Genomic DNA, 24,852 nt, shown 5'->3' with positions numbered 1-24,852 from the left:
ACTTACTTCTTCTCGGCCGGGGCCGAAGCCTGGCCACCGGCTGCGGGAGCCGCTGCCGCTGCCGGAGCCGATGCGGCCGCCGCGGGCGCGGCTGCTGCGTTCGGGTCCGGCTTCTTCCAGGGCACCGCCTTCACCGGCGTGCCGGGCGGCATCATCTGCAGCTTCTGGAAGCCGTCGACCATCACCTGTTCGCCGGCCTTCAGGCCGTCGAGCACCACCCACTGGTTGTCCTTGGCGGCGCTGATCTTCACGTTGCGCTGGCTGATCTTGCCGTCGGCGCCCACCACCGAGACGGTGTCGCCCTGCTGCGTGCGCGTCACGGCCTGCTGCGGCACCACGATCGCGTTGGTGGCCTGGGCCTGTTCGAGCTTCACGCGAACGTAGAGGCCCGGCAGCAGCTCGCCCTTCGGGTTGGGCACTTCGGCGCGCAGCGTCACCTGGCCGGTGGTCGAGTCGACCGTGAGGTCGGAGAACAGCAGCTTGCCTTCCAGCGGATAGTCGGTGCCGTCCTCGAGCACCACGCGGATGCTGGCGGCCTCGCCGCCGCCGGCGCGCTTGTACTGGCCATCGGCCACGGCGCGGCGCAGCTTCAGCACGTCGGTGGCCGACTGAGTGAAATTCACGTACACGGGGTTGATCTGCTGCACCACCGCCAGCTCCGTCGCGTCGCCCTGGCCCACCAGCGCGCCTTCGGTCACCAGCGCACGGCCGATACGGCCCGAGATGGGCGAGGTCACGTCGGCATAGCCGAGGTTGATCTTGGCGGTCTGCACGGCAGCGCGGCCGGCGGCCACGTCGGCCTCGGCCGTCTTCTGCGACGCCACGGCGGTGGCGTATTCCTGCTTGCTCACTGCGTTGGCTTCCACCAGCGGCTTGTAGCGATCGGCCAGGGCCTTGGCCTGCACGGCGTTGGCTTCGGCGCGCGCCAGCGTGGCCTGCGCGTTCTGCGAGGCGGCCACCAGCGGTGCGGGATCGATGCGGAACAGCAGCTGGCCGGCCTTCACGTCGCTGCCTTCGCGGAATTCGCGCTTGAGCAGGATGCCCGCGGCACGGGCGCGAACCTGTGCGACGCGCGAGGCCTCGAGGCGGCCGGGCAGTTCTGTGACCAGTCCGACGTCGGTCGGCGCGGCCACCACCACGCCCACCTCGGGGGCGGGACGGGCGCCACCGCCGCCGCCCTGGGCGGCAGGCGCGTCACTCTTGCCGCACCCCGCGAGGACCAGCAGGACGACGGCGGCCACGGTCGCGAGACGCGGCGAAAAGGACGATTGACGCGAGACATGCAGGAGAGGCATGCGATTCCTTTGAAGCGAAGACGGGAGATGGCGCGTTCACGGGGCGAACCGCAAACCAGCACAGACAGGCGGGCCATCGGGAAAGCCGGGTAGTTTACATACATTCATGGATGTATAGTGACACCGCGCAATGGCCCCACGATACGTAAAGGGCGTTGGCTTTACAAATCAGGAGACTTGGTGGCACGTCGTACGAAGGAAGAAGCACTGGCTACGCGGAATCGCCTGCTCGATGCCGCGGAGTTGCTGTTTCAGGCGCAAGGTGTCTCGCAGACCACGCTGCAGCAGATCGCGCAGCAGGCCGGCGCGACGCGCGGCGCCATCTACTGGCATTTCAAGGACAAGGCCGACCTCTTCAACGCGATGATGGAGCGCGTCATCCTGCCGCTCGAAGCCGGCCCCCGCGCTGCCGCCGTGGCCGTCGGTACCGACGACCCGCTGGCCGAGATCGAGGACGGCATGGTCCACGCGCTCAACCTCATGGCCACCGATCCGCAGGTGCGCCGCGTGTTCGACGTGGCGACCCACAAGGTCGAATACACCCACGACATGGCCTCGGTGCAGCAGCGCCACCTCGATGCGCGCAACGCCTGCGTGGTCGATTTCGAGAAAGCTTTGCGGCTGGCCGCGCGGCGCGGCCACATCAAGCTGCCCGTGCCCGGCTACGTGGCGGCACAGGGGCTTCACGCGCTCATCAGCGGCCTCATACAGAACTGGCTGCTCGACCCCGAGGCCTTCGAGCTCGTGCCCACGGGACGGCGCACCTTCAGGGTGTATCTCGCGGGGCTCGGCTTCGTTCGTCCGCAGCCCGGCGCCCCTGTTGCGGGCGAGCCCGAAACACTGGCCGCCTGATAGGCCATAATCACGGGCTCCGGCGCGCGCCGGAACCCCCAACCTCGCTGTATTTCAACGGATAGAATTCGGCCCTCCGAAGGCTGAGATCCAGGTTCGATTCCTGGCGGCGGGACCAGACACACATGGATGAATCCGGTAGAGCGAAGGCTCTTCCGGATTTTTTCATGTCCGCTCGGTACACGACGCATGGGGCCTGGGTCGATCGCCCCGCAATCGTCGGACATCGCCGCAATGCGATATCGCCGCCACGGGCATCTGGTCTTGCCCGGCAGGCAACGCCTTTTGAGCGTGAACAAAGTCACAAATCTCAAAAAACGCCTTCCTGAATGTAATCCATTGGTATTGGTTTTGCGTAAAAAGGGTTCGGCTTCGGTTTCGAAGCGCTTGCGCTCCACAAGGGCGCCAACCCTGAGAGCACCGTCAAAGGACGGTCGAAGAACAATGACGCACGAAGATCAACTATTGGCTGCCGAGGCTGCCGGGCGCCTCGGCCACATCGATGTACTGGACACGCAGATCTCCGGCATCTGCTCGATGCTGCACGCTCTCTACATGGCGCATCCGGCCCAGGAAAAGGTTCGTCGCCAGTTCGACCGGCTTCTGGCCAACCTGCTCGACTCGCCCGACGTGGTCGACGAGCCCGATCGCGCGCTCGTCCTGCAGGCGACGGCAGCCGCGCTCCTGACGAACCGCTGAGGCCGGGCCGGACTTCGCTCGAGCCTCGGCCTGCCGTCCGGCAAGGCCCGTTGCGCGCCGTCGATATACTGCGCGCGTCACACGAAAGCGTGACCGGGATTGGTCTCCCGAAGCATCTCTGCGACGCAAGCCGCAGTTCCCCGCAGGGTCTGCGGCTTCGTCGTTCGTGCCTCCATTTTTTGGCGGCTCGACGGGCGGGCGCAAGCCCGGCCGGTTCTCGCAAGAGGTGCCCGGTAGACCAACCCGTCGAGCTGCCGCCTTCGATTGGTCTCGGATGCGGCGGTTTCAGCAAACCGCACCTCTTGGAGGCCATCCATGGCTGATTCCTCACGCGCATCCGCGCCCGCTCCCGCTTCTTCCGAATTCCTCGAATCGATCGAGTCCCTTGTCCTGCAGGCAGACGACGACATCGAATCCATCCGCAACGCGCACGGCGCGTACGCGTGCCTCGAGAAACTGATTCTTCCGCAGCGCGTGAACGACACGGAGCACATGCATCCGACGCGCTCCGAGCTTGGCGCGCTGATGGGCCTGCTCAACGAGGAACTGCGGCGCTGCATCGACGCGGCCGGCACAACGATCGCGTCCCTGCACCACGCCGCGCGCCAGCCCTCGCAGCAGGTCCTCGTCGACCACCAGTGACAGCAGCGACCAGCGCAGCCGCTGCGCCCAGGTCGACTCGGGCTCCTGGTGCAGCACCCGGCGCTGCCCGCCGCGCAGGAAGCTCCACTGCAGCCCGCCAAGCTCCGGCGCCTCGCTCACCGCGAAGCTCGCGGGCATGCGCTCGCGCTCGAAGTAGGGCGGCACGACGAGCAGCGCGGAACAGGGCGAGGTTGGCGGCCATGACCGCGCCTTCGGTCGCGCTGCTCGAACTGCTGCGCGACACCACGGCGCGGCATGTGGTGGTGCTGTCGGGCGACCGCCACATGTCGAGCGTGGCGAGCCTCTTCCTGCGCGGCGCACACGGGCCGGTGGAAGTGGTCTCGGTGGTGTCGTCCGGCCTGTATGCGCCATGGACCTTCGCCGATTCGTGGCCCGACGAGTCCTGGCTCGGGCGACCGATGGACGGTGTCGGGACCCGCGCGCCTCGCGCCGACATGGCGTTCGTCAGCGTGGCCCGGCCGGCGCGGTCACAACATGCCGAAGTGCGAGGGCGGCCGCCCCAGCGTCTTGCGGAACATCGTCGAGAACGCACCGGGGCTGTCGTAGCCCATGTCGAGCGCCACCGCGGTCACCGGTTCGCCCGCGGCGAGCCGCGACAGCGCCACCAGCACGCACGCGCGCTGGCGCCATTTGCCGAAGGACATGCCGGTCTCCAAGCCGAAACGCCGGTTGAAGGTGCGCTCGCTCACGTTCAGGCGCGCGGCCCACGCGGCCGGCGCCGCGTGCACGTCGGGCTGGCGCAGGAAGTCCACGCACAGCATGGCCAGCGCGGCGTCGCGCGGCAGCGGCACATGCAGTGGCAGCACCTCGGCACGCGACAGTTCGTGCAGCACGAGGCGCATCAGCACGCCGTCGCGGCTCTGCCGGTCGTACTCGGGCGGCAGGTCGACGGCCTCCATCAGCAACTGGCGCAGCAGCGGCGACACGTTCAGCACCTGGCACTGGTCGCCCTGGCGCGGCACGGCGCGCGGCTCGATGTAGAGGCTGCGCGTGCTCACGCCGAGCATGCGCACGCGGTGCGGCTTGCCGGCCGGTATCCATACGCCGCGCTGCGGCGGCACGACCCATGCGCCGTCGTCGGAGCCGACCTCCATCACGCCCGTGGCGCCGTACAGGAACTGCGCGCGGCGGTGGCTGTGCGTGTGCAGCAGGTGGCCCGGCGGGTAGTCGGTGCCGATGGCCAGCACCGGGCGGTCGATGGCGTCGACGGTGTCGATGGAGATGTTGCGCATCGGAAGCGGGCAGCGAATGGCGTGGCCGGAATGAAAACATCATTGTCGAACATGCGCAAGCGCGCCAGCCGATGGACGCCTATCTTCAAGGCCTTGCCTTTCCCGACTTCAACCTTGCAGGAGCTTCTTCGTGTCGATCTATCTCGTGCTCGTGGCCTTCGGCGGCCTCGCGGGCGTCACCACCGTGCTGTTCGGCTTCGGCGGCGGCTTCGTCGTGGTGCCGTTGCTCTACCGCGCGCTCATCCTCGCGCACGGCGCCGACAGCGCCGTCGGCCGCTCCGCCATGCATATCGCCGTGGCCACCTCCACCTGCGTGATGATCGTGAGCGCGCTGCTCGCCACGCGGCGCCACCAGCGCGCCGGCACGATCGACTGGACGCTGATCCGTCCGCTGCTGGGCGTCATCGGCATCGGTGCGGCGGCGGGTGCGGCGCTGGCCGTGGCCGCCGACGGCGAACTCGTGCGCTGGGCCTTCATCGCCTACCTGGGCCTGACGATTCTCGATTGCGTGTTCCGGCCGGGCTTCATGACGCACGACGCGGCGGCCGTGGTGCGTCCGCTGTCGAGGCCGGTGGCCACCGCGGGCAGCTTCGTCATCGGGCTGGTCGCGGCTTTCCTCGGCGTGGGCGGCAGCGTGATGACCGTGCCGCTGATGCGGCGCCGCGGCATCGTCATGACGCGCGCCACCGCCATGGCCAATCCGCTGTCGCTGCCCATCGCGCTGGCGGGCACCGCCACCTACATGGCGCTGGCGTGGCGCTCGGGCGCGGCGCTCGAGGGCTGGCACATCGGCTATGTCGACGTGCCGGCGTTCGCCGCGCTGGTCGCCGGCTCGCTGGCCGGCGTGCGCGCCGCCGCGCCGCTGATCGGCCGCATGCCGGACCGGGTGCATGCCTGGGGCTACATCGCGCTGCTCGTGCTGGTGCTGGCCGGCATGGCGCTGCGCTGAGCGCGTAGGCGAAGTTCGACACTTCGGCCGCACCCGTTGCGGCGCCGTGACGGGCCTGACACCATGGCCGCATGCCTTACCAACTCCACTACTGGCCCACCATCCAGGGCCGCGGCGAATTCGTGCGGCTCGCACTCGAGGCGGCCGGTGCCGACTATGTCGACGTGGCGCGCCTGCCGGAATCGAAGGGCGGCGGCGGGTCCGCGCTCGGCGAGCTGCTCGACGATCCGCACAACGCGCGTCCGGCCTTTGCGCCGCCGTTCCTGGTGGACGGCGACATCGTCGTCGGGCAGACCGCCGCGATCCTGCTGTACCTGGGGCCGCGGCTCGGGCTGGCGGGCGTGGGCGAGTCGGACGGGCTGTGGACGCACCAGCTGCAGCTGACCATTGCCGACGTGGTGGCCGAGGCGCACGACACGCACCATCCGATCTCGACCGGCGCCTACTACGAAGACCAGCGCGAGGCGGCCGCGCAGCGCGCGAAAGGCTTTCGCGACGAGCGCATCCCGAAGTTCCTGAACTGGTTCGAGCGGGTCCTGCAGCGCAACCCCGCGGGCGACCTGCACCTGGTGGGCGACACGCTCACCTACGCGGACCTCTCGCTGTTCCAGTTGATCGACGGGCTGCACTACGCCTTTCCGAAGGCCACGGCGAGGGCGCTGGCCGCCACGCCGGCGGTCGAGAAGCTGCACGCCAACGTCAGGCGTCGTCAGCGCGTGCACGAGTACCTGCAGAGTCCGCGCCGCATCGCGTTCAACGAGGACGGCATCTTCAGGCGCTACGCCGAACTCGACGGCTAGGCCCCGACGCGCCGGTCGACCAGCGCGGCTGCGTCCTTCCACGCAGGCAGCAGCACCAGGCCCTCGACCGTCACCGGCTTTCGCTGCGGGCCGAACAGGTACCGGTGCGGCACGATGCCTTCGAGATGGCGCAGCACGTCGGTGCGGTCGTCGATGAAGTGCGTGATGTGCAGCTGGCGGCAATGGTCCGCCTTCTGCGGACGCTGCAGGCAGAAGCGCAGGTTGTCGGGCGCCATGCCTGTGCGCTCGAAGAAGGCGTGGTGCCGCAGCCAGGCGCGGCTCTTGGCCTGCACGCTCGGGCCGCACTTCGACACCAGCCAGACGCGGCCTTCGAACCGTTCGACCAGCGGTGCCACGGCGTCGAACATGCCTTCGTAGGGCGGGGTGTCCAGCGCGTCCTGCAGCGATCCGCCGATGAAGGCGGTGTCCGCACCGTCGGCGCCTTCGGCCGCGATGAGCACGCGGCCGATGTCGATGCCGAGGCGTGGAATGGATGCCTTTTCTTTTTTCATTTCTCGTTCCTCTTCTTTCTTGTGTGTTGATGCAGCGCAATCGTAGGAACGAAGGCAATCCACGGGAACTACTGATATTGAATGTGCTATCCATAAAATGGATAGATGGAAATTCCACGCACCAACCTCGATGCCTTGCAGTCGTTCGCCGTGTTCGCCGACACGCTGAACTTCAGCGAGTCGGCGCGGCTGCTGCACATCAGCCAGCCCGCGCTGCATGCCAAGGTGCGCAAGCTGTCGGAGCAGCTCGACGCCAGGCTGTATGTGCGCGTGGGCAGCGCCCTCGAACTCACGAGCGCGGGCGAGCAGGTGGCGCGGCATGCGCGCGAACTGCTGCTGCTCAACCAGCGTTTCGTGAAGGGGCTTGCCGACGGGCAGGACAAGCCGGTCGCCACGCTGGCCGCCGGCGAGGGCGCCTACCTCTACCTGCTGGGCAAGGCGCTGTCGAAATTCTCGGGACCGGGCGCATCGCCGCACCTGCAGCTGCTCACGCGCAACCGCGACGAGGCCATCCAGGCCGTGCGTGCAGGGCAGGCGCAACTGGGCATCGCACCGCTGGGAACGGTGCCGGCCGACCTGCATGCGGTGCGCCTCACGGTGGTGGGGCAGGTGCTGGTGATGCCGCGCGCGCATGCGCTGGCATCGCGCAAGCACGTTAGGCTTCGCGACCTGAGGGACGCGCAGCTGATCGTGCCCCCGGTGGGCCGGCCGCACCGCGAAATGCTCGGCAGGCTGCTGCAGGCCGAGTCGGTGCCTTGGCAGCCTTCGCTCGAGGCCAACGGCTGGGAGCTGATGCTGCGCTTCGCCCAGCTGGGTTTCGGCCTCGCGGTGGTCAATGCCTGCTGCCGCATTCCCAAGGGGCTGGTGGCGGTGCCGCTGCAGGGCTACCCGCCGCTCGAATACCACCTGTTCCACGCCCACGACCGGCCACGGAGCGTGCACGTGCAGCGCCTGTGGGACGAACTGCTGGCGCACGCCGACCACTGGAAGACCGCATGACACCCGAAGACGCGAGCAAATTCATCGCCTACGTGCTGCGGCATGCGCCGGAATCCATCGGGCTGCAGCTCGACGCAGAGGGATGGGCCGCCATCGACGCGCTGGTGGCGGGCGCGCTGGCCGCGGGGCGCGACCTGTCGCGGACCGACGTGCTTCGTGCGGTCGATGCGGGAACCAAGAAGCGCTATGAGCTGTCGGCCGACGGGCAGCGCATTCGCGCGCTGCAGGGGCATTCGACGCCGCAGGTCAGTCGCAGCTTCGAAGCCGTGGCGCCGCCCGCCGTGCTCTTTCACGGCACGGCAACGCGCTTTCTCGATGCGATCCGCGCACAGGGGCTGAAGCCGGGCTCGCGCCAGCACGTGCACCTGTCCGCCGACGAAGCCACTGCGGTCCAGGTGGGACGGCGCCATGGCAAGGCGCATGTGCTCAGCGTCGACGCGGCCCGCATGCATGCGCGGGGCCACGCATTCCATCGCGCGGAGAACGGCGTGTGGCTGACCGACGCCGTGCCGCCCGAGTTCCTGTCGGGCTAGGGCCTGACACGGCAGGCCGTTCGGTGTTGCGCTCCTTGCACGGGCACGGGCACGGGCACCTGCAGCGTCGCGTGCCTTGACCGGCCCGCCGTGACAGGCCTTCGCGACGCCGGCAACAGGGTGGACAGGCCCTAGCTTTCTTCCTCGGTGCCGTTGCGGATGCGCAGCGCGGTGTCGTACAGCGTGTTGCGCGGCGCACCGCTGATCTCGGCGGCCAGCTTCACGGCCGTCTTCACAGGCAACTCGGCCAGCAGCAGGCGCAGCACGCGCTCGCCCTCCGCGCCGCCGTCGCCGCTCACGGCGACCGGATGCAGCACCAGCGCGAATTCGCCGCGCGTGCGGTCGCGGTCGGCACCGAGCCAGTCGGGCAGGGCGCTCGCGGCCACGGTGGCGATCTCCTCGAACTGCTTGGTGAGCTCGCGGCCCACGGTGACGGCACGGTCGCCGAGGACGGCCAGTGCGCGCGCCAGCTGCTCGATGCGGTGCGGTGCCTCGAGCAGCACCACGGCGCGCGGCTCCTGCGACAGCGCTTGCACGGCGGTGTCGCGCTCGCCGGCCTTGCTTGGCAGGAAGCCTGCGAAGACGAAGGCGCTGCTCGCGTTGCCGTCGCCACCGTCGGCCACCAGGCCGGCTGCACCGACCAAGGTGGTCACGGCGCTGGCGCCCGGCAGCGGCAGCACGCGCTGGCCGGCGGCACGCACTGCGGCGGCCAGCCGCGCGCCGGGGTCGCTCACGCCGGGCGTGCCCGCATCGCTGACGTAGGCGATGCGCTCGCCCTGCGCGAGCCGCGCCACCACGCCCTGCGCGGCCTCGGCCTCGTTGTGCTGGTGCACCGCCAGCAGGCGAGCGCCGGGACGGTCGATGCCGTAGGCGCGCAGCAGGCTCTGCGTGTGGCGCGTGTCCTCGCAGGCGATGGCGTCGACCAGCTGCAACACATGCAGCGCACGCAGCGTGATGTCCGCCAGGTTGCCGATCGGCGTGGCCACGATGTAGAGGGTGCCCTGCGGATAATGCTGCGCACCCGCAGCGTCGTGCGCTGCCGCGAGGGCGGCGCCGAAGGAGGCAGGGGCGAGTGAAGCCAAGAGGTTTCTCCGACAGAACGAACTAAAAGATTGCAGGCAGGGAGCCATGAAGACCACCACCACCACGAAGGGCCGCGGCGATGCGGCGGAAGATGCCGCGCTCGCGCATCTGCAGGACGCCGGCCTCGTGCCGCTGGCGCGCAATTATCGGACGCCGGGGCGCGGCGGCGGCGAGATCGACCTGATCATGCGCGATCCCCGGGGTGCGGGCGGCGGCACGCTCGTGTTCGTCGAGGTGCGCCAGCGCAGCACCGGCCTGCACGGCGGCGCGGGAGGCAGCATCACCGCGGCGAAGCGCCGGCGCATCGTGTTCGCGGCGCGGCACTACCTCGGCCAGTTGCGCACCGTGCCGCCATGCCGCTTCGACGTCGTGCTGGTCGAGGAGAAAATCACCTGGATGCAGGCTGCGTTCGACGCGGACTGACAACGCCTCCTCGGCGCCCGTGCAAGGGAACTGAAGCCTCTCGCGAGGCTCCACAACTCACACGTCTTGTTTCACAACCCCCAGTTATCATCCCGCCTCATGCTCGAGCAACGGATTCAGCAGCACTTCATCGACAGTGCCGACCTCAAATACCAGACCGGACCGGTCCTCAGCAAACCCATCTCCCAAGCGATGCAGGCCATCCTTGCCTGCGTGACCAGCGGCGGCAAGGTGCTTGCCTGCGGCGCCGGCGTGTCGGGCCTGTTGGCGGCGCAGTTCGCCGCGCAGTTCGTGGGCCGCTTCGAACGCGAACGGCCCGAGCTCGGTGCCATCGCGCTGCCCGGAGACAGCACCGACCCGGATGCCGACAGCAGCAACGCCGGCGATGCCGACCGCTTCGCCCGCCAGGTGCGCGCACTGGGCCAGGCTGGCGACGTGCTGCTGGCACTGAGCGCCAGCGGCCAGTCGGCCGCGGTGCTGGCCGCGGTGACCGCCGCGCACGAACGCGACATGACGGTCGTCGCGCTGCTGGGCAATGCCGTTTCCGGCCCGGCCGGTGCGAGCGTTGCGGGAAGCAGCGGCACCGGCGGCGCCATCGGCCGCGCGCTGCGCGAGACCGACGTCCAGATCAGCGTGCCGCACGAGCGTGCGGCGCGCATCCATGAAATCCACCAGCTCGCACTGCATTGCCTGTGCGACGGCGTGGATGCCCAGCTACTCGGAGAACAGGAAGTTTCCCCATGACCATGACGACCATGACGAAGACATCGACCCAACGTTTCGCCATCGCACTCACGCTGGGTGCCGCGCTGGTCACCGGCCTCTCTGCCTGCGTGCCGCTCGTCGTCGGCGGCGCGGCCGTGGTCGGCGTGGGCATGGTCGCGACCGACCGCCGCAGCTCCGGCGCACAGCTGGACGACCAGGGCATCGAGCTGCGTGCCGCAGCCCGCGTGCGCGACATCGCCAACGACAACATGTACGTGAGCGTCACCAGCTACAACCGCCAGGTGCTGCTGACCGGTGCCGTGGGCAGCGACGCCGACCGCCGCCGCGTCGAGGACGAGGTGAGCCGCATCGTCAACGTGCGCTCGGTGGTCAACGAACTGACCGTGGGCTCGTCGAGCACCTTCCAGGACCGTTCGAACGACCTCTACATCACCGGCAAGATCAAGGCCTCGCTGCTCGACGCGAAGGACATCTTCGCCAACTCCTTCAAGGTCGTGACCGAGCGCGGCGTGGTCTACATCATGGGCATCGCCACGCGGCGCGAGACCGACCGCGCGACCGAGATCACGCGCGGCGTGTCGGGCGTGGTGAAGGTCGTGCGTGTGGTCGAGATCGTGTCCGAAGCCGACCTCGCCGCCACCCAGGCCGCCAACCAGGCGGCCGCGCAGCGCGGCGGCCAGGGCCCGGCGCCCGTGACCTCCGCCTCCCCGTCGCAGCCTTCGCCTTCTTCATCGTCGCGCGTGCCGCTGCCCCCGATGGAGCCACTGCCCGCGCCGGGGTCCACCTCGACGCAGCCCTCGTCGGGCGTGACCACCTCGCCCGTTCGCTGACCCCCGACGCCCCATCAAGAAAGCCCGCAGTCGCGGGCTTTTTTTTCGTTCAACATCGCGGAAGCGCTCTACCCGGCCTTAGGTGTTGCCCCCGGCAGGGGAAGGCGAAGCGACACGAAGTGCGCGAAGCCTGGGGCCGAGCCAGAAACACCAAGGAACCGGCTTCGCCGGGCCTCCGGTGTTGCCCCCGGTAGGGGGAAGGAGAAGCGACATGAAGTGCGCGAAGCCTGGGGGCGAGTCCAGAAACACCGAGGAACCGGCTTTGCCGGGCCTCCGGTGTTGCCAACGGCAGGGGGGAGAAGAAGCGACACGAAGTGCGCGCATCCTGGGGCCGAGCCAGAACACCAAGGAACCGGCTTCGCCGGGCCTTAGGTGTTGCCCCCGGTAGGGGGAAGGAGTAGCGACACGAAGTGCGCGAATCCTGGGGGCGAGCCTATTTCAATCGGGTAATGAGACTGGAGGTGTCCCAGCGCCTGCCGCCGGCCTGCTGCACGTCGGCATAGAACTGGTCGACCAGCGCCGTCACCGGCACGCGCGCGCCGTTGCGCTTGGCTTCGTCGAGCACGAGGCCGAGGTCCTTGCGCATCCAGTCGACCGCGAAGCCGAACTCGAACTTGCCCTCGATCATGGTCTTGCCGCGGTTTTCCATCTGCCAGCTCTGGGCGGCGCCCTTGCTGATGACGCCGAGCACCGCTTCCATGTCGAGGCCGGCGCGCTGGCCGAAGGCCACGGCTTCCGACAGCCCCTGCACCAGGCCCGCGATGGCGATCTGGTTGACCATCTTTGCCAACTGGCCCGCGCCGCTGTCGCCCAGCAGCGTCACTGCGCGCGAGAACGCCATGGCCACCGGCTTGATGCGCTCGAACACGGCCGCGTCGCCGCCGCACATCACGGTGAGAGCGCCGTTCTGCGCGCCGGCCTGGCCACCGGACACCGGTGCGTCGATGAAGTGCAGGCCCAGCGCCTGCGCCGCCTTCGACAGCTCGCGCGCCACGTCCGCCGACGCGGTGGTGTGGTCGACGAAGGCCGCGCCCTTCTTCATGCCGGCGAAGGCGCCGTCGTCGCCCAGCACCACGGAGCGCAGGTCGTCGTCGTTGCCGACGCAGCAGAACACGATGTCGGCGCCGGCCGCGGCCTCGCGCGGCGTCGGGGCGTGGCGCCCGGGTGCGCCGAACTCGGCGACCCAGTCCTGTGCCTTCGCGGGCGTGCGGTTGTAGACCGTGACGGTGTGGCCGGCCTTGGCCATGTGGCCGGCCATGGGGCCGCCCATGACGCCGAGGCCGAGGAAAGCCACGGGCTGCGCCGGGACGGATTCGTAGGTGCGGGTGTTGATGCTGCTCATGGGGCGACAGCTTAAAGCCATTCCGCGACAGGTGCGATAGGCGTCAACCTGTACGTGAACGTACAGGTTTGGCTAGACTGGAACCGACATGACCGCCTCGAACACCGCAAGAACCATCACCGTGCGCGACGCCGCGGCCCGCCTCGGCGTCACGCCGCGCACGCTCAAGTACTACGAGGAGCTGGGCGTCGTGGTGCCGGTGCGCAGCGAGGGCGGCTACCGGCTGTACGAGCAGGCCGATCTCGACCGGCTGGCGCGCGTGCTGCGCATGCGCTCGCTGGGATTCTCGCTGCCGGTCATCACGGCCATGCTGCAACAGCCGGCGGAGCTGCCGGCCGACGGAGGCCGCCCGCGGCTGTCGAACGCCTCGCTCAAGGCCCTGCGCGAAACGCTGACCGAGCAGCTCGGCACGCTCGATGCGCGGGTGGCGCAGGTGCGGCGCGAACTCAAGGAGGCCGCCGCATTGCAGGTGCAGCTGCGACGCGACCTCGACTATGTGGAGCGGCGCCTCGCCGGCGAGCCGGTGGAAGAAGCGCTGGAGCAGCGCCGCAAGGAGCGGCCGGCACCATGAACACGCCGGCCCTGGCGTGGCCCTCGCGCGGCAGCCATGCCGCGGCGGCGGTGCTGCCCTGGGCGATCGGCCTCGTCACGGCCATCGACTATTTCGACAATGCGCTGTTCGCCTTCTTCGCGAGCTACATTGCCGGCGGCGTCAACGCCTCGCCCGACGAACTGGTGTGGGCCTCCAGCGCCTACGCGCTGGGCGCGGTGCTCGGCATCCTGCACCAGCATGCGTGGATCGAGCGGCTGGGCTACCGGCGCTACCTGGCCATCTGCATGTTCGCCTTCGCGGCGGGCGGTATCGCTGCTGCGCTGTGCGACAGCTCGATGCAACTGACGGCCGCGCGCGCGATGCAGGGCTACTTCGTCGGCCCGATGCTGGGCGCCTGCCGCATCCTGATCCAGATCGGCATTCCGCTGGCGCGGCGCGCCAAGGCATTGAAGGCCTTCATGGTGCTGATCGTGTTCGGCGGCGCGCTCGCCCCCATCGCGGGCGCTTTCCTGGTCACCGATTTCGACTGGCGCTGGCTGTTCGCTAGCACCGCGCCGGTGGCCGTGATGATCGGCCTGCTGGTGCTGTGGACGCTGCCCGACATCGGCGACGTGGAGCCGCACGAGCGCACCGAGCCGCACTACCTCGCCTACTTGGTGTTCGCACTGGCGCAGGCCGCGCTGCAGGTGGTGCTCACGCGTTCGCACTTCGAGCTCTTCACCGGCTCGCCCGCGCTCATCGGCCTGACGCTGGCCGGCGTGGGCGGGCTCGCGTGGTTCGGCTGGCAGCAGTGGCGGCACCCGGCGCCGCTGGTGCGGCTGCATGCGCTGCGCAGCGCGCCCTTTCGCGTCGGGCTGGCGCTCTACGTCGTCTACTACTACCTGTCGACGGGCTTCAGCTACCTGCTGCCGCGGCTGATGGAAGGCGGGCTCGGGTTCACGGTGGGCAGCACCGGCTACTTCATTGGCGTGGTCTCGCTCGCCACGGGGCTGCTGGTGTTCGTGTACCTGAAGTATTCGGCACGCCTGGCGCGCAAGAAGTGGCTCATCGTCACAGGCTTCGGCATCGCCGCGCTGGCGGCGTGGTGGCTGTCGCGCGTCACGCCGCAGGCGGGGCGCGAGGCCCTGCTCGGGCCGTTGCTGCTGCGCGGGCTGCTGATGCTGTTCGTGGTGTTGCCGGTGGCCAACCTGACCTTCAGGCCTTTCGCAGCCGATGAGTTCGCGCACGGCTACCGGCTCAAGAACCTCGTCCGGCAGCTCGCGATCTCGTTCGCGACCTCCACCGTGATCGCCCTGCAGCAGCACCGGCTGGCGCTGCACGAGGTGCGGCTGAGCGAGTCGGCCAACGCCGCGAACGCGAGCTTCATGCAGGCGCTGGACTCATTGACCCGCGGCTTCGCCGCGGCGGGCCATGCGGCGGGCGAGGCGCACGCGATGGCGCTGGGCACGCTGTGGCGCACGCTCGAGCAGCAGGCCACCTTCATGGCCTCGCTCGACGGGTTCACCGCGATGGCGGTGCTGGCGCTGGCGGCCGGCGTGTTCGCGGCCTGGCAGAAGACGATCGACTGAGCGCCGGTCGTGCGGCGGCCCGCCCGCGCTGTCAGACGATGGCGAAGTGCTCCGTGCCCGCCGACAGATCGGTGCTGCGCGCGCGCTGGCTGTTGAGCTTGATCTGCAGGCGCAGGTCGTTCGCCGAGTCGGCGTTGCGGATCGCGTCCTCGAAGGTGATCGAGTGGCCTTCGAACAGGTCGAACAGCGCCTGGTCGAAGGTCTGCATGCCGAGGTTGCGGCTCTTCTTCATGATTTCCTTGATCTCGCCCACCTCGCCCTTGAAGATGAGGTCGGAGATCAGCGGCGTGTTCAGCATCACCTCGACGGCGGCCACGCGGCCCTGGCCGTCCTCGGTGGGCACCAGCCGCTGCGACACCAGCGAGCGCAGGTTCAGCGACAGGTCCATCAGCAGCTGCGCGCGGCGTTCCTCGGGGAAGAAGTTGATGATCCGGTCGAGCGCCTGGTTGGCGCTGTTGGCGTGCAGCGTGGCCATGCACAGGTGACCGGTCTCGGCGAAGGCCACCGCGTGCTCCATGGTCTCGCGGTCGCGGATCTCGCCCATCAGGATCACGTCGGGCGCCTGGCGCAGCGTGTTCTTCAGCGCGGCTTCCCAGCTGTCGGTGTCGATGCCCACTTCGCGCTGCGTCACCACGCAGTTCTTGTGCGGATGCACGAACTCGACCGGGTCTTCCACCGTCACGATGTGGCCGAAGGAGTTCTCGTTGCGCCAGTCGATCATGGCGGCCAGCGTGGTCGACTTGCCCGAGCCGGTGGCGCCTACCAGGATGGTGAGGCCGCGCTTGGTCATGGCCACTTCCTTGAGCACCTGCGGCATGCCCAGGCCGTCGATGGTCGGCAGCTTGGCGGGGATGGTCCGCAGCACCATGCCGACCTTGCCCTGCTGCACGAACGCGTTGACCCGGAAGCGGCCGATGCCGGTGGGCGAGATCGCGAAGTTGCACTCCTTGGTGCGCTCGAACTCGGCCGTCTGGCGGTCGTTCATGACCGAGCGCGTGAGCGCCAGCGTGTGCTGCGCGCCCAGCGCCTGCTGCGACACCTTGGTGACCTTTCCGTCGACCTTGATGGCCGGCGGAAAGTCGGCCGTGATGAACAGGTCGCTGCCGCTGCGGCTCACCATGAGCTTGAGCAGGTCGTTGATGAACTGGCTGGCTTGATCGCGTTCCACGAGAGCGCTCCTTGATCTGGTTGGATTGAACCCGTCGGCGGCCGGCCGCCGGGCGGCCTCATGACTAGCCGGGGAAGTTTTCGGGGATCTTCGCCTTGCCGCGGGCTTCGGCTGCCGAGATGGTATTGCGGCGCACCAGCTCCGTCAGGTTCTGGTCGAGCGTCTGCATGCCCTGGCCCTGGCCGGTCTGGATGGTGGAGTACATCTGCGCCACCTTCGCCTCGCGGATCAGGTTGCGGATGGCCGGCGTGCCCAGCATGATCTCGTGCGCCGCCACGCGGCCCTGGCCGTCCTTGGTCTTGCACAGCGTCTGCGAGATCACGGCCTGCAGCGACTCCGACAGCATCGCGCGGATCATTTCCTTCTCTTCGCCCGGGAACACGTCGATGATCCGGTCGATGGTCTTGGCGGCCGACGAGGTGTGCAGCGTGCCGAACACCAGGTGGCCCGTTTCGGCGGCGGTCATGGCGAGGCGGATGGTCTCGAGGTCGCGCAACTCGCCCACCAGGATGGCGTCCGGGTCTTCGCGCAGCGCGGAGCGCAGTGCGTTGGAGAACGACAGCGTCATCGGGCCGACTTCACGCTGGTTGATCAGGCACTTCTTGGACTCGTGCACGAACTCGATAGGGTCTTCCACCGTGAGGATGTGGCCGTACTCGTTTTCGTTGAGGTAGTTGACCATTGCCGCCAGCGTGGTCGACTTGCCCGAACCCGTGGGACCGGTCACCAGCACGAGGCCGCGCGGCTTGAGCGCGAGATCGCCGAAAATCTTCGGCGCATTGAGCTGCTCCAGCGTCAGGATCTTCGATGGAATGGTCCGGAACACCGCGGCCGCGCCGCGTGCCTGGTTGAAGGCGTTCACGCGGAAGCGCGCGAGGCCGTCGATCTCGAACGAGAAGTCGACCTCCAGGAACTCTTCGTAGTGCTTGCGGTGGGTGTCGCTCATGATGTCGTACACCATGGCGTGCACGCCCTTGTGATCGAGCGCATCGACGTTGATGCGGCGCACGTCGCCATTGACGCGGATCATGGGCGGAAGACCGGCGGAAAGGTGCAGGTCGGAGGCTTTGTTCTTGACGCTGAACGCCAGCAATTGGGTGATGTCCACAGGGCTCCTCGGCTCGGGTGCGGTGACGTTTTGATACGATTTTTGGACGATTATGACGATGATTGGTGACGACCTCCAGCAAGTAAACAACCGGATCGCGAAGGCATGTGTAACGGCCGGGCGCAACCCGGGCGACGTGCGGCTGCTGGCGGTCTCCAAGACCTTCGACCCCGAGGCCGTGCGAGAGGCGCACGCGGCGGGCCAGTCTTCCTTCGGTGAGAACTACGTGCAGGAAGGCCTCGACAAGATCGAGGCGCTGGCCGATCTTCGCGCCGCCCTCGAGTGGCACTGCATCGGGCCGCTCCAGAGCAACAAGACGCGGCCCGTCGCCGAGCAGTTCGACTGGGTCCACAGCATCGACCGGCTGAAGATCGCCGAGCGCCTGTCGGCGCAACGGCCGGCGCAACTGGCGCCGCTCAATGTATGCCTTCAGGTTAATGTGGACGGCGGTGCGAACAAGTCGGGCGTGCCGCCGGAAGAGGCCGTGGCGCTCGCGCGCGCTGTGGCGGCTTTGCCACAGCTTCGGCTTCGCGGGCTCATGGCCATCCCCGAACCGGCCGACGGCTTCGAGGCGCAGCGAGAACTGTTCCTGCGTGCGCATGCGGTCTACCGGTCGATCTGCGATGCGGGCATTGCACTCGACACGCTCTCGCTCGGCATGAGTGCCGATCTCGAGGCGGCGATCAGCGCGGGCAGCACGATGGTGCGGGTGGGCACGGCGATCTTCGGCGGGCGCGCGCGCAAGCCGGGCTGATCCGCCCCCGGTGCGGCGCGTCTTCCTCAGATGCCGAGCGGAAGCCGCGCGCTGCTCTTCACTTCTTCCATCACCGCATAGGTCCGCGTCTCGCGCACGCCGGGCAACTGCCACAGCACGGTGCCGGCGAACTCGCGATAGGCGGCCATGTCGGCCATGCGGGTCTTGAGCAGGTAGTCGAAGCCGCCCGCGACCATGTGGCATTCCATGATCTCGTCGCGCACCTGCACGGCCGCCTTGAACTGGTCGAACACGTTGGCCGTGGTGCGGTCGAGCAGCACTTCGACGAACACCGTGAAGCCGCGGCTGAGCTTCTGCGGATCGAGCCGCGCCTCGTAGCCGAGGATGAACCCTTCGCGCGTGAGCCGCTGGACCCGCGCCAGCACCGCCGTGGGCGACAGCGCCACCGCCTCGGCCAGCTTGAGGTTGGTGATGCGGCCATCCTCCTGAAGGATCTTCAGAAGCCGGAGATCGATGCGGTCCAGATCGAGCATCGGAGGATTATCCGGCGGGGCCATCGATTCGCGGCGGAAGATGCGGCCTATGGAGGCCGGCTATAGGAGATAGAACCAAGGAAATGCCCTTGGCTTACCCACGCCGCGCCGCACTCGCCGGCAGGCTGGCGCGCGAACGCGGTCTTCAGCCACTGCCGTGCACCGGCGAACTGGCCACACGCCGAGGCGCGCACGCGGCCTCGGCGTGTGGCCAGGTGCGGAGCCGAACACCTCCAAAGATGGATGGCAGCCTGCGGCTTGCGGGTCATCCGCAAGGCGTCCCGATGCGGGTTGCACACCGTGCCGGCGCGGCCGATCAAGAAGCCCATGCGCGGGATCGACGAACCGCGGACGACAGCGTCGTTCCCTCGCAGCGACGGCGCCGCGGCACGCCTTGCCAGGCGCAGGAACGTCGCGTACTAACGTCTCTTGCATAACCGTGAGCGCAGCGCGCATAAGCCATGGCGCGGCGCACGCGAGAGGTCTATCGTTGCGCCCATCCGTTCAACCAAGGTATCTCTCATGAGCGAAAAACTCTCCTTCGTCGCGCCGACCGCCAACAGCCCCTGGGGCACCTACCTGTCGCAGGTCGACCGCGTCGTGCCGTACCTCGGCCCGCTGGCCCGCTGGGTCGAAACCCTGAAGCGCCCCAAGCGCGCGCTGATCGTCGACGTGCCGATCGAGATGGACGACGGCACCATCGCCCATTACGAGGGCTACCGCGTGCAGCACAACATGAGCCGCGGCCCGGGCAAGGGCGGCGTGCGCTTCCACCCCGACGTCACGCTGGAAGAAGTGATGGCACTGTCGGCCTGGATGACCATCAAGACGGCCGCCGTCAACCTGCCCTACGGCGGCGCCAAGGGCGGCATCCGCGTCGACCCCAAGAAGCTCTCGCAGAACGAGCTCGAGAAGATCACCCGCCGCTACACCAGCGAGATCGGCATCATCATCGGCCCGCACACCGACATTCCCGCACCCGACGTCAACACCAACGGCCAGATCATGGCGTGGATGATGGACACCTACTCGATGAACGTCGGCGGCACCGCCACCGGCGTCGTCACCGGCAAGCCGCTGCACCTGGGCGGCTCGCTGGGCCGCGTGAAGGCCACCGGCCGCGGCGTGTTCGTCACCGGGCGCGAGGCGGCACGCCGCCTGGGCATGGACCTGCGCGGCGCGCGCATCGCGGTGCAGGGCTTCGGCAACGTGGGCTCGGTCGCGGCCGAACTCTTCGCAGAGGCCGGCGCGAAGATCGTCGCGGTGCAGGACCATACCGGCACCATCGTCAACAGCAACGGCCTCGACCTGGCCAGGCTGATCCCGGTGGCCAACAAGGAAGGCGTGGTCGCCTTCAAGGCCGGCGGCGACATCGTGCCGAACGAGGACTTCTGGAACGTTGCCTGCGACATCCTGATTCCCGCCGCGCTCGAAGGCCAGATCACCGCCGAGCGCGCGCAGAAGACCACCGCCAAGCTGGTACTCGAAGGCGCCAACGGCCCCACCGTGCCGCAGGCCGACGACATCCTCGCCGAGCGCGGCGTGCTGGTGGTGCCCGACGTGATCTGCAATGCCGGCGGCGTGACCGTGAGCTACTTCGAATGGGTGCAGGACTTCTCGTCGTTCTTCTGGGACGAGGACGAGATCAACGTGCGCCTCGACCGCATCATGATGAACGCGCTCAACCAGATCTGGGACACGGCCGACAAGCACAAGATCACGCTGCGCACCGCGACGTACGCCGTGGCTTGCGAGCGCATCCTGATGGCGCGCCAGGAACGCGGCCTGTATCCCTGATGCCTTGATGCACGGGAGCGGTACGCTCGCGGGATGACCACCATCCCCGTACCGCAACTTCCCGCTCTTCCCGCAGACAGCGTCGCCCGCCTCCAGGCTCTGATGGCCGGCGGGGGGCGCAAGCTGTTGGGATTGGTCGGGGCGCCCGGCGCGGGCAAGTCCACGCTCGCGGCGGCGCTGCTCCAGGCCGTAGGCACCGACCGCGCCCAGGTCGTCCCCATGGACGGCTTTCACCTCGCCAACGTCGAGCTGCAACGGCTCGGCCGTGCCGCGCGCAAGGGCGCGCCCGACACCTTCGACAGCGCCGGATACGTGGCACTGCTGCAGCGCCTGCGCGAGCAGCGTCCGGACGGCGACGTCGTCTACGCGCCCGAATTTCGACGCGAGATCGAGGAGCCGATCGCCGGTGCGATCGCGGTGCTGCCGTCCACGCAACTCGTCATCACCGAAGGCAACTACCTGCTGCACGACGTGGGCCCGTGGGCCGGCGCGGCAGCGATGCTCGACGAGGTCTGGTACGTGGACATCGACGACGCGGTGCGCGAGGACCGCCTGGTGCGGCGTCACCAGCAGTTCGGCCGCAGCGCGGAAGAGGCGCGTGCCTGGGTCGAGAGCACCGACGCGCCGAATGCGCGGCTGATCGCGGCGACGCGGGTGCGCGCGCACCACCTGCTGCCCTGGTCCTGAAAATCTCGCGGGTCGGGGAACGCCGGCGGCCCGGCGCGCTCGAAGCCTTGCCGGCGCGGGACGCCGGTTAGCATTCGCCGCTTCATGCCGACCATGCCTCTCACTTCTTCTTCCATTTCCTTTGCCCGCTCGCCGGTCCTGCTCCTGGGTCTGGTGTCCGCCCTCCTGCTTGCCGGCTGCGGCACCGGTTCGCGCCGCGTGACCTACGAACCCGAGGCCTTCGGCTCGACCACCACCCACACCCGCAACTACGAGGCCACCGAGGCCCAGACCTGCGAGGCCGCGCGCCGCGCGCTGCTGAGCCAGGGCTACATGATCACGGCCGCCAACGCCGACCTGGTGACCGGGCGCAAGAGCTTCCAGCCGGCCGCCGAGGTGCATGTGGAGGTCGAATTCCGCGTGGTCTGCGCGCTCGAGAGCACGCGCGGCGGCAAGGTCACGAAGAGCACCGTGGCCTTCGCCACCGCATTGCAGGACCGCTACGGCATCAAGAAAGTGAACAACTCGGCCAGCCTGGGCGTGGGCGCGATCGGTTCGCTCTCGCTGCCGTTCTCGGGCAGCGATGACGCGATGGTGAAGGTGGCGAGCGAGACGCTGACCGACGAGCGCTTCTACGACCGCTTCTTCGCGCTGCTCGACCGCTTCCTCGAAGGTCCGGACGTGGAGGGCGAGGCCGAGACACCCGACGAGGCGCCCGCAGCCGCTGCCTCGCCCGCGCCGACTGCCTTGCCTGCGCCCCAGCCGGCCCCGGCCCCGGTCGCTGCGCCTGCTGTCACCTATCCCGTGAGTTCGTCGCCGAACCGCGGCTGACCTGCCGGCCGGAGCGCTCAGTGCTCCCGAATACCAAGACGCGTCTTACAATCCGGCCGTGTCTTCCGCCACCCCCGATCCGGCGCTCTGCGCCTCCCGCCTTCGCACTTCGGTGTCGCAGCTGGCCCGCCAGCTGCGCAGCAGCAGCGTCGCGCCCGACGGTCCCAGCGTCGCCAAGCTCAGCGTGCTGGGCCGGTTGCACCTGCACGGGCCGTGCTCGCCCACGGCGCTGGCTGCGTTCGAGCGGGTCAAGCTCCAGTCGCTGACCCGGCTGCTGGCCGAGCTGGACGCAGAAGGCTGGACCGCGCGCACGCCGCATCCGAGCGACGGCCGCCAGTGGCTGCTGTCGCTCACGCCGGAAGGCACGCGGCGGCTGAAGGCGCTCATGCGCTCGCGCGAAGCGGCGCTGGCCGAGGCGATCGATGCCACGCTCGATCGCCGCCAGCGCGCCCTGCTGCTGGAGGCCTGCGCACTGATCGACGGGATCGCCGACACGCTCGGCGGCGGCGACAAGGCGGCGAAACCATGAACGGCGCGCCGATGCTTCAAAGCCTCACAGGCCTCTGGAGCCATGGCCGCTGGCGCGCCGGCCTGCAACTCGCGGGCGCCGTGGCGCTCGCCTGGGCGGTGGCCGTCGCGCTGCACCTGCCCGAAAGCTTCTGGGCGGTGATGAGCGTGCTGATCGTGATGCGCCCGAGTGCCGGCTCCACCCTCGACGCCGGCTGGGACCGGGTGCGCGGCACGGCCGTCGGCGCGGTGTTCGGGCTGGGCGGCGTCTACCTGCAGCACCACGGCGTGCCTGTGCTGGTTGCCACGCTGGGCGTCGTGCTGCTGCTGGCTTTCGCCAGCGCTTCGGCTCCCGGCCTGCGCAGCGCGCCGGTCGCGGCGCTGATCGTGCTGTCGGCCGGCGGCATTCCGGGGCATTCGGCGCTGCAGGTGGCCATGCTGCGCATGGTGCAGATCGGCATCGGCGTGGGTGTGGCGCTGGCGGTCTCGACCTTCCTGTCCGAGTACCACGCGGGCGCGCGCTTCGACGAGGGCTGCGCCGCGCTGCTGCGCGGCATCGCGAAGCGCATGGCGGGCGCGCAACGGCCCGCCGAAGCGGAGGCGGAACGCATTCATGCGGCCACGCGCGCGTCGCTCGGCCGGCTGGCGCTGCTGGCCGGCAGCGCCGACCTCGAAGCCCGATGGTGGCGGCGCGGCGGCGCCGCGAAGACGGCGCGCGCCTACCGCGACAAGGCTCGGCTCGCGGGCCGCATCTTCCAGGATGCCGTGGTGCTCGACCGCGTGTTCCGGCAGGCGAACGCTGCCGCGGCCGACCCGTTCTGGCGCGAAGCGGCGCAGGCGGCGGCTGCCGCCGTCGCGGGCGTGGCCGAGGCCCTGGCGGGGAACAACGGCGCGCCCGACCTCGCGGAGCTCGAGCGCGTGACCTCGGTGCAGGCCACGGCATCCAACGCGTTGCTCATTGCGCCGTTGAGCCTGCTGCTCGACGACGTGCGACGCATGCAGCGCTGCATCGCCGTCCCGGCGACGGCCTAACGCACCAGGGTCGACTTGCCGAACAGGCTCTCGATCAGCTCGACCGCCACCTCGGCGGTCTGGTTGCGCACGTCGAGCGCGGGGTTCAGCTCGACCACGTCGACCGAGCCCAGCCGGCCGGTGTCCGCGATCATCTCCATGCACAGCTGCATCTCGCGGTAGGTCGGGCCGCCGCGCACGCCGGTGCCCACGCCCGGCGCGATGCCCGGGTCGAGGCAGTCGAGGTCGAAGCTCACGTGCAAGTGGGTGTCCTCGTCGACGTCCTGCAGCGCCTCGGTCATGGTGGTGCGCATGCCGTGTTCGTCGATGTGGCGCATGTCGAACACGTTCAGGCCGAGCGTGCGGATGGCTTCCTTCTCGTCGCTGTCCACGCTGCGGATGCCGATGAAGCGGATGGCCTCGTGCGCCAGCGCCGCGCGCTCGCCGCTCCAGCCCGTGAGCACCGCGGGACCGTGGCCGAGCAGGCACGACACCGGCATGCCGTGCAGGTTGCCGCTGGGGCTCGTGGTCTCGGTGTTGACGTCGGAGTGCGCGTCGAGCCACAGCACGCGCAGCTTCTTGCCGCGCTTGCGTGCATGCCAGGCCACCGCGCTGATGGAGCCGATGGCCAGGCAATGGTCGCCGCCGAGCATCACGGGCACGTGGCCGGCGCCGAGCGTGCCGTCGACGGACGCGTACACCGAGCGGTTCCATGCGATCACCTCGTCGAGGTGGCGCAGGCCGTTGGCCGGCGGCGCCCACGGCGTGGCCGGTCCCGCGAGGTTGCCCCGGTCGACGACCGTGTAGCCCTGCCGCGCCAGGGCCTCCGGCAGGCCTGCCACGCGCAGCGCGTCAGGGCCCATGCCGGCGCCGCGCACGCTGGCGCCGATGTCGGTGGGGGCGCCGATCAGTTCGAGTGTGGTGTTCATGGCGGGGTTCTCCTTCTTGCGGGGCGCTGGATGACCCATTGTGACGAGGAAGCCGTGACGTGCAGATGATCCGCCGCGCCCCGGCGACGGCGCGAGGCGCAATGTTCACGCCATGCAGTCGGCACAAGATGCGCCCCGGCTGCGCGACAGGCGCCGCCAGCCACAGACCATGCGCACCTTCCAGATCACCCTTGCCGTTGAAATGATCGTTCTCGGCGCCTTGTTGCTCTTCGCATCCGCCGCCGTGGCCATGGCCGTCGCCGGCTTCGAGACGCCGCCGCCGGCCGGCGACGGGCCTCGCCGCGACGCACGCGGCCGCCTGGACCACGCGACAGTTCAGGAGGAACTGCTGCGCAAGCGAGAGCGTGAGGAAGAGCAGCGGCTGCGCTACCGCGAGTCCGGCCGCCGGGCCGCCGGCTCCCTGCCGCAAGGCCGGCCCGCGCGTCGCGCCGAACCGCGCGAGCGCCCGTGGCGTGAGCAGCGAAAGGAAAGCGGCGAGCGCCGGCTCAGCCCCGGGTGAGCGCCTGC

At 69.2% G+C, this 24,852-nt stretch carries 28 protein-coding genes and 1 tRNA gene; 20 read left to right on the top strand and 9 right to left on the bottom strand.

The annotated features are described in order from the left end of the window. Positions 1 to 2: 2 nt before the first annotated feature. Complete coding sequence (locus AACL56_RS26155) at positions 3 to 1,295, bottom strand: efflux RND transporter periplasmic adaptor subunit (protein ID WP_339092706.1); 1,293 nt, start codon at positions 1,293 to 1,295, stop codon at positions 3 to 5. A 177-nt stretch (positions 1,296 to 1,472) separates the two neighbouring features. On the opposite strand from AACL56_RS26155, the gene AACL56_RS26150 reads away from it, so the two are divergent. From AACL56_RS26150 to AACL56_RS26135, 4 genes are all read left to right on the top strand, one after another. Next, positions 1,473 to 2,147 carry a TetR family transcriptional regulator gene (locus AACL56_RS26150; RefSeq protein WP_339092705.1) on the top strand — a complete coding sequence of 225 codons (675 nt, stop codon included), beginning with the start codon at positions 1,473 to 1,475 and terminating at the stop codon, positions 2,145 to 2,147. Positions 2,148 to 2,190: 43 nt separating this feature from the next. Further along, positions 2,191 to 2,265 (top strand) — tRNA-Arg (locus AACL56_RS26145). A 326-nt stretch (positions 2,266 to 2,591) separates the two neighbouring features. Further along, positions 2,592 to 2,846 (top strand): hypothetical protein, encoded by a 255-nt coding sequence (locus tag AACL56_RS26140; RefSeq protein ID WP_339092704.1) that lies wholly within the window; start codon positions 2,592 to 2,594, stop codon positions 2,844 to 2,846. 315 nt (positions 2,847 to 3,161) lie between these two features. After that, the gene (locus AACL56_RS26135) at positions 3,162 to 3,488 is read left to right on the top strand and encodes a hypothetical protein (RefSeq protein ID WP_339092703.1); all 327 of its coding nucleotides are present in this window, start codon (positions 3,162 to 3,164) and stop codon (positions 3,486 to 3,488) included. A 488-nt stretch (positions 3,489 to 3,976) separates the two neighbouring features. Here the strand turns inward: AACL56_RS26135 and AACL56_RS26130 are convergent, their stop codons facing one another. Next, positions 3,977 to 4,741 (bottom strand): AraC family transcriptional regulator, encoded by a 765-nt coding sequence (locus AACL56_RS26130; RefSeq protein WP_339092702.1) that lies wholly within the window; start codon positions 4,739 to 4,741, stop codon positions 3,977 to 3,979. A gap of 130 nt (positions 4,742 to 4,871) precedes the next feature. Between AACL56_RS26130 and AACL56_RS26125 the strand changes: the two genes are divergently transcribed. Next, positions 4,872 to 5,690, top strand: coding sequence for a sulfite exporter TauE/SafE family protein (locus AACL56_RS26125; protein ID WP_339092701.1), 819 nt, complete (start codon positions 4,872 to 4,874; stop codon positions 5,688 to 5,690). Between the two features lie 71 nt (positions 5,691 to 5,761). Then, positions 5,762 to 6,490 (top strand): glutathione S-transferase, encoded by a 729-nt coding sequence (locus AACL56_RS26120; RefSeq protein ID WP_339092700.1) that lies wholly within the window; start codon positions 5,762 to 5,764, stop codon positions 6,488 to 6,490. Here AACL56_RS26120 and AACL56_RS26115 read toward each other — a convergent pair. Next, positions 6,487 to 7,002 (bottom strand): hypothetical protein, encoded by a 516-nt coding sequence (locus tag AACL56_RS26115; RefSeq protein ID WP_339092699.1) that lies wholly within the window; start codon positions 7,000 to 7,002, stop codon positions 6,487 to 6,489. The two genes, AACL56_RS26120 and AACL56_RS26115, sit on opposite strands and share 4 nt — an antisense overlap. Positions 7,003 to 7,107: 105 nt before the next feature. On the opposite strand from AACL56_RS26115, the gene AACL56_RS26110 reads away from it, so the two are divergent. Further along, complete coding sequence (locus tag AACL56_RS26110; protein WP_339092698.1) at positions 7,108 to 8,001, top strand: LysR family transcriptional regulator; 894 nt, start codon at positions 7,108 to 7,110, stop codon at positions 7,999 to 8,001. After that, positions 7,998 to 8,534 carry an RNA 2'-phosphotransferase gene (locus AACL56_RS26105; protein ID WP_339092697.1) on the top strand — a complete coding sequence of 179 codons (537 nt, stop codon included), beginning with the start codon at positions 7,998 to 8,000 and terminating at the stop codon, positions 8,532 to 8,534. The genes AACL56_RS26110 and AACL56_RS26105 overlap by 4 nt, the downstream gene beginning before the upstream one ends. 131 nt (positions 8,535 to 8,665) lie before the next feature. Here AACL56_RS26105 and rsmI read toward each other — a convergent pair whose 3' ends face one another. Continuing rightward, positions 8,666 to 9,616 carry a 16S rRNA (cytidine(1402)-2'-O)-methyltransferase gene (gene rsmI, locus AACL56_RS26100; protein ID WP_339092696.1) on the bottom strand — a complete coding sequence of 317 codons (951 nt, stop codon included), beginning with the start codon at positions 9,614 to 9,616 and terminating at the stop codon, positions 8,666 to 8,668. Between the two features lie 46 nt (positions 9,617 to 9,662). Between rsmI and AACL56_RS26095 the strand changes: the two genes are divergently transcribed. The 3 genes from AACL56_RS26095 to AACL56_RS26085 all read left to right on the top strand — a co-directional run bounded on the left by AACL56_RS26095 (position 9,663) and on the right by AACL56_RS26085 (position 11,596). After that, positions 9,663 to 10,040 (top strand): YraN family protein, encoded by a 378-nt coding sequence (locus AACL56_RS26095; RefSeq protein ID WP_339092695.1) that lies wholly within the window; start codon positions 9,663 to 9,665, stop codon positions 10,038 to 10,040. Between the two features lie 99 nt (positions 10,041 to 10,139). After that, on the top strand, positions 10,140 to 10,784 hold the full coding sequence (locus tag AACL56_RS26090) for an SIS domain-containing protein (protein WP_339092694.1): 645 nt from the start codon (positions 10,140 to 10,142) through the stop codon (positions 10,782 to 10,784). Beyond that, positions 10,781 to 11,596 (top strand): BON domain-containing protein, encoded by an 816-nt coding sequence (locus AACL56_RS26085; protein ID WP_339092693.1) that lies wholly within the window; start codon positions 10,781 to 10,783, stop codon positions 11,594 to 11,596. The genes AACL56_RS26090 and AACL56_RS26085 overlap by 4 nt, the downstream gene beginning before the upstream one ends. A 433-nt stretch (positions 11,597 to 12,029) precedes the next feature. Here the strand turns inward: AACL56_RS26085 and AACL56_RS26080 are convergent, their stop codons facing one another. Next, positions 12,030 to 12,938: an NAD(P)-dependent oxidoreductase gene (locus AACL56_RS26080; RefSeq protein ID WP_339092692.1), complete on the bottom strand. Its 909-nt coding sequence runs from the start codon at positions 12,936 to 12,938 to the stop codon at positions 12,030 to 12,032. 88 nt (positions 12,939 to 13,026) lie between these two features. Here AACL56_RS26080 and AACL56_RS26075 point away from each other — a divergent pair, with 88 nt between their 5' ends. After that, positions 13,027 to 13,509: a MerR family transcriptional regulator gene (locus tag AACL56_RS26075; protein WP_339092691.1), complete on the top strand. Its 483-nt coding sequence runs from the start codon at positions 13,027 to 13,029 to the stop codon at positions 13,507 to 13,509. Further along, positions 13,506 to 15,059, top strand: a complete 1,554-nt coding sequence (locus AACL56_RS26070; protein ID WP_339092690.1) for an MFS transporter — start codon at positions 13,506 to 13,508, stop codon at positions 15,057 to 15,059. The genes AACL56_RS26075 and AACL56_RS26070 overlap by 4 nt, the downstream gene beginning before the upstream one ends. Before the next feature lie 31 nt (positions 15,060 to 15,090). Here the strand turns inward: AACL56_RS26070 and AACL56_RS26065 are convergent, their stop codons facing one another. Both AACL56_RS26065 and AACL56_RS26060 read right to left on the bottom strand, forming a co-directional pair. Next, positions 15,091 to 16,227: a PilT/PilU family type 4a pilus ATPase gene (locus tag AACL56_RS26065; RefSeq protein ID WP_339092688.1), complete on the bottom strand. Its 1,137-nt coding sequence runs from the start codon at positions 16,225 to 16,227 to the stop codon at positions 15,091 to 15,093. Positions 16,228 to 16,291: 64 nt separating this feature from the next. Then, entirely contained in the window at positions 16,292 to 17,335 is a 1,044-nt protein-coding gene (locus AACL56_RS26060) for a type IV pilus twitching motility protein PilT (protein WP_339092687.1), read from the bottom strand. Between the two features lie 52 nt (positions 17,336 to 17,387). Here AACL56_RS26060 and AACL56_RS26055 point away from each other — a divergent pair, with 52 nt between their 5' ends. Further along, positions 17,388 to 18,089 carry a YggS family pyridoxal phosphate-dependent enzyme gene (locus AACL56_RS26055; protein WP_339092686.1) on the top strand — a complete coding sequence of 234 codons (702 nt, stop codon included), beginning with the start codon at positions 17,388 to 17,390 and terminating at the stop codon, positions 18,087 to 18,089. 26 nt (positions 18,090 to 18,115) lie between these two features. Here the strand turns inward: AACL56_RS26055 and AACL56_RS26050 are convergent, their stop codons facing one another. Then, positions 18,116 to 18,583 (bottom strand): Lrp/AsnC ligand binding domain-containing protein, encoded by a 468-nt coding sequence (locus tag AACL56_RS26050; RefSeq protein ID WP_339092685.1) that lies wholly within the window; start codon positions 18,581 to 18,583, stop codon positions 18,116 to 18,118. 522 nt (positions 18,584 to 19,105) lie between these two features. Between AACL56_RS26050 and AACL56_RS26045 the strand changes: the two genes are divergently transcribed. The 5 genes from AACL56_RS26045 to AACL56_RS26025 all read left to right on the top strand — a co-directional run bounded on the left by AACL56_RS26045 (position 19,106) and on the right by AACL56_RS26025 (position 23,416). Next, positions 19,106 to 20,380 (top strand): Glu/Leu/Phe/Val family dehydrogenase, encoded by a 1,275-nt coding sequence (locus AACL56_RS26045; RefSeq protein ID WP_339092684.1) that lies wholly within the window; start codon positions 19,106 to 19,108, stop codon positions 20,378 to 20,380. Between the two features lie 33 nt (positions 20,381 to 20,413). Beyond that, positions 20,414 to 21,067 carry a nucleoside/nucleotide kinase family protein gene (locus AACL56_RS26040; RefSeq protein WP_339092683.1) on the top strand — a complete coding sequence of 218 codons (654 nt, stop codon included), beginning with the start codon at positions 20,414 to 20,416 and terminating at the stop codon, positions 21,065 to 21,067. An 84-nt stretch (positions 21,068 to 21,151) separates the two neighbouring features. Next, positions 21,152 to 21,877 carry a DUF2242 domain-containing protein gene (locus AACL56_RS26035; protein WP_339092682.1) on the top strand — a complete coding sequence of 242 codons (726 nt, stop codon included), beginning with the start codon at positions 21,152 to 21,154 and terminating at the stop codon, positions 21,875 to 21,877. 58 nt (positions 21,878 to 21,935) lie between these two features. After that, a complete protein-coding gene (locus tag AACL56_RS26030; protein ID WP_339092681.1) occupies positions 21,936 to 22,406 on the top strand; it encodes a MarR family winged helix-turn-helix transcriptional regulator in 471 nt (156 codons plus the stop codon). After that, positions 22,403 to 23,416: an FUSC family protein gene (locus AACL56_RS26025; protein WP_339092680.1), complete on the top strand. Its 1,014-nt coding sequence runs from the start codon at positions 22,403 to 22,405 to the stop codon at positions 23,414 to 23,416. Before AACL56_RS26030 ends, AACL56_RS26025 begins: the two co-directional genes overlap by 4 nt. Here the strand turns inward: AACL56_RS26025 and rocF are convergent. Continuing rightward, positions 23,413 to 24,324, bottom strand: a complete 912-nt coding sequence (gene rocF, locus AACL56_RS26020) for an arginase (RefSeq protein WP_339092679.1) — start codon at positions 24,322 to 24,324, stop codon at positions 23,413 to 23,415. The two genes, AACL56_RS26025 and rocF, sit on opposite strands and share 4 nt — an antisense overlap. 169 nt (positions 24,325 to 24,493) lie before the next feature. Between rocF and AACL56_RS26015 the strand changes: the two genes are divergently transcribed. Next, positions 24,494 to 24,844 carry a hypothetical protein gene (locus tag AACL56_RS26015; protein WP_339092678.1) on the top strand — a complete coding sequence of 117 codons (351 nt, stop codon included), beginning with the start codon at positions 24,494 to 24,496 and terminating at the stop codon, positions 24,842 to 24,844. The last annotated feature ends 8 nt before the right edge of the window (positions 24,845 to 24,852 follow it).

The sequence above is a fragment of the Variovorax paradoxus genome (assembly GCF_902712855.1).
Lineage (GTDB): Bacteria > Pseudomonadota > Gammaproteobacteria > Burkholderiales > Burkholderiaceae_C > Variovorax > Variovorax paradoxus_Q.
Note: the sequence above shows the minus strand (reverse complement) of the source record. Positions and strands in the feature narration are given on the sequence as shown.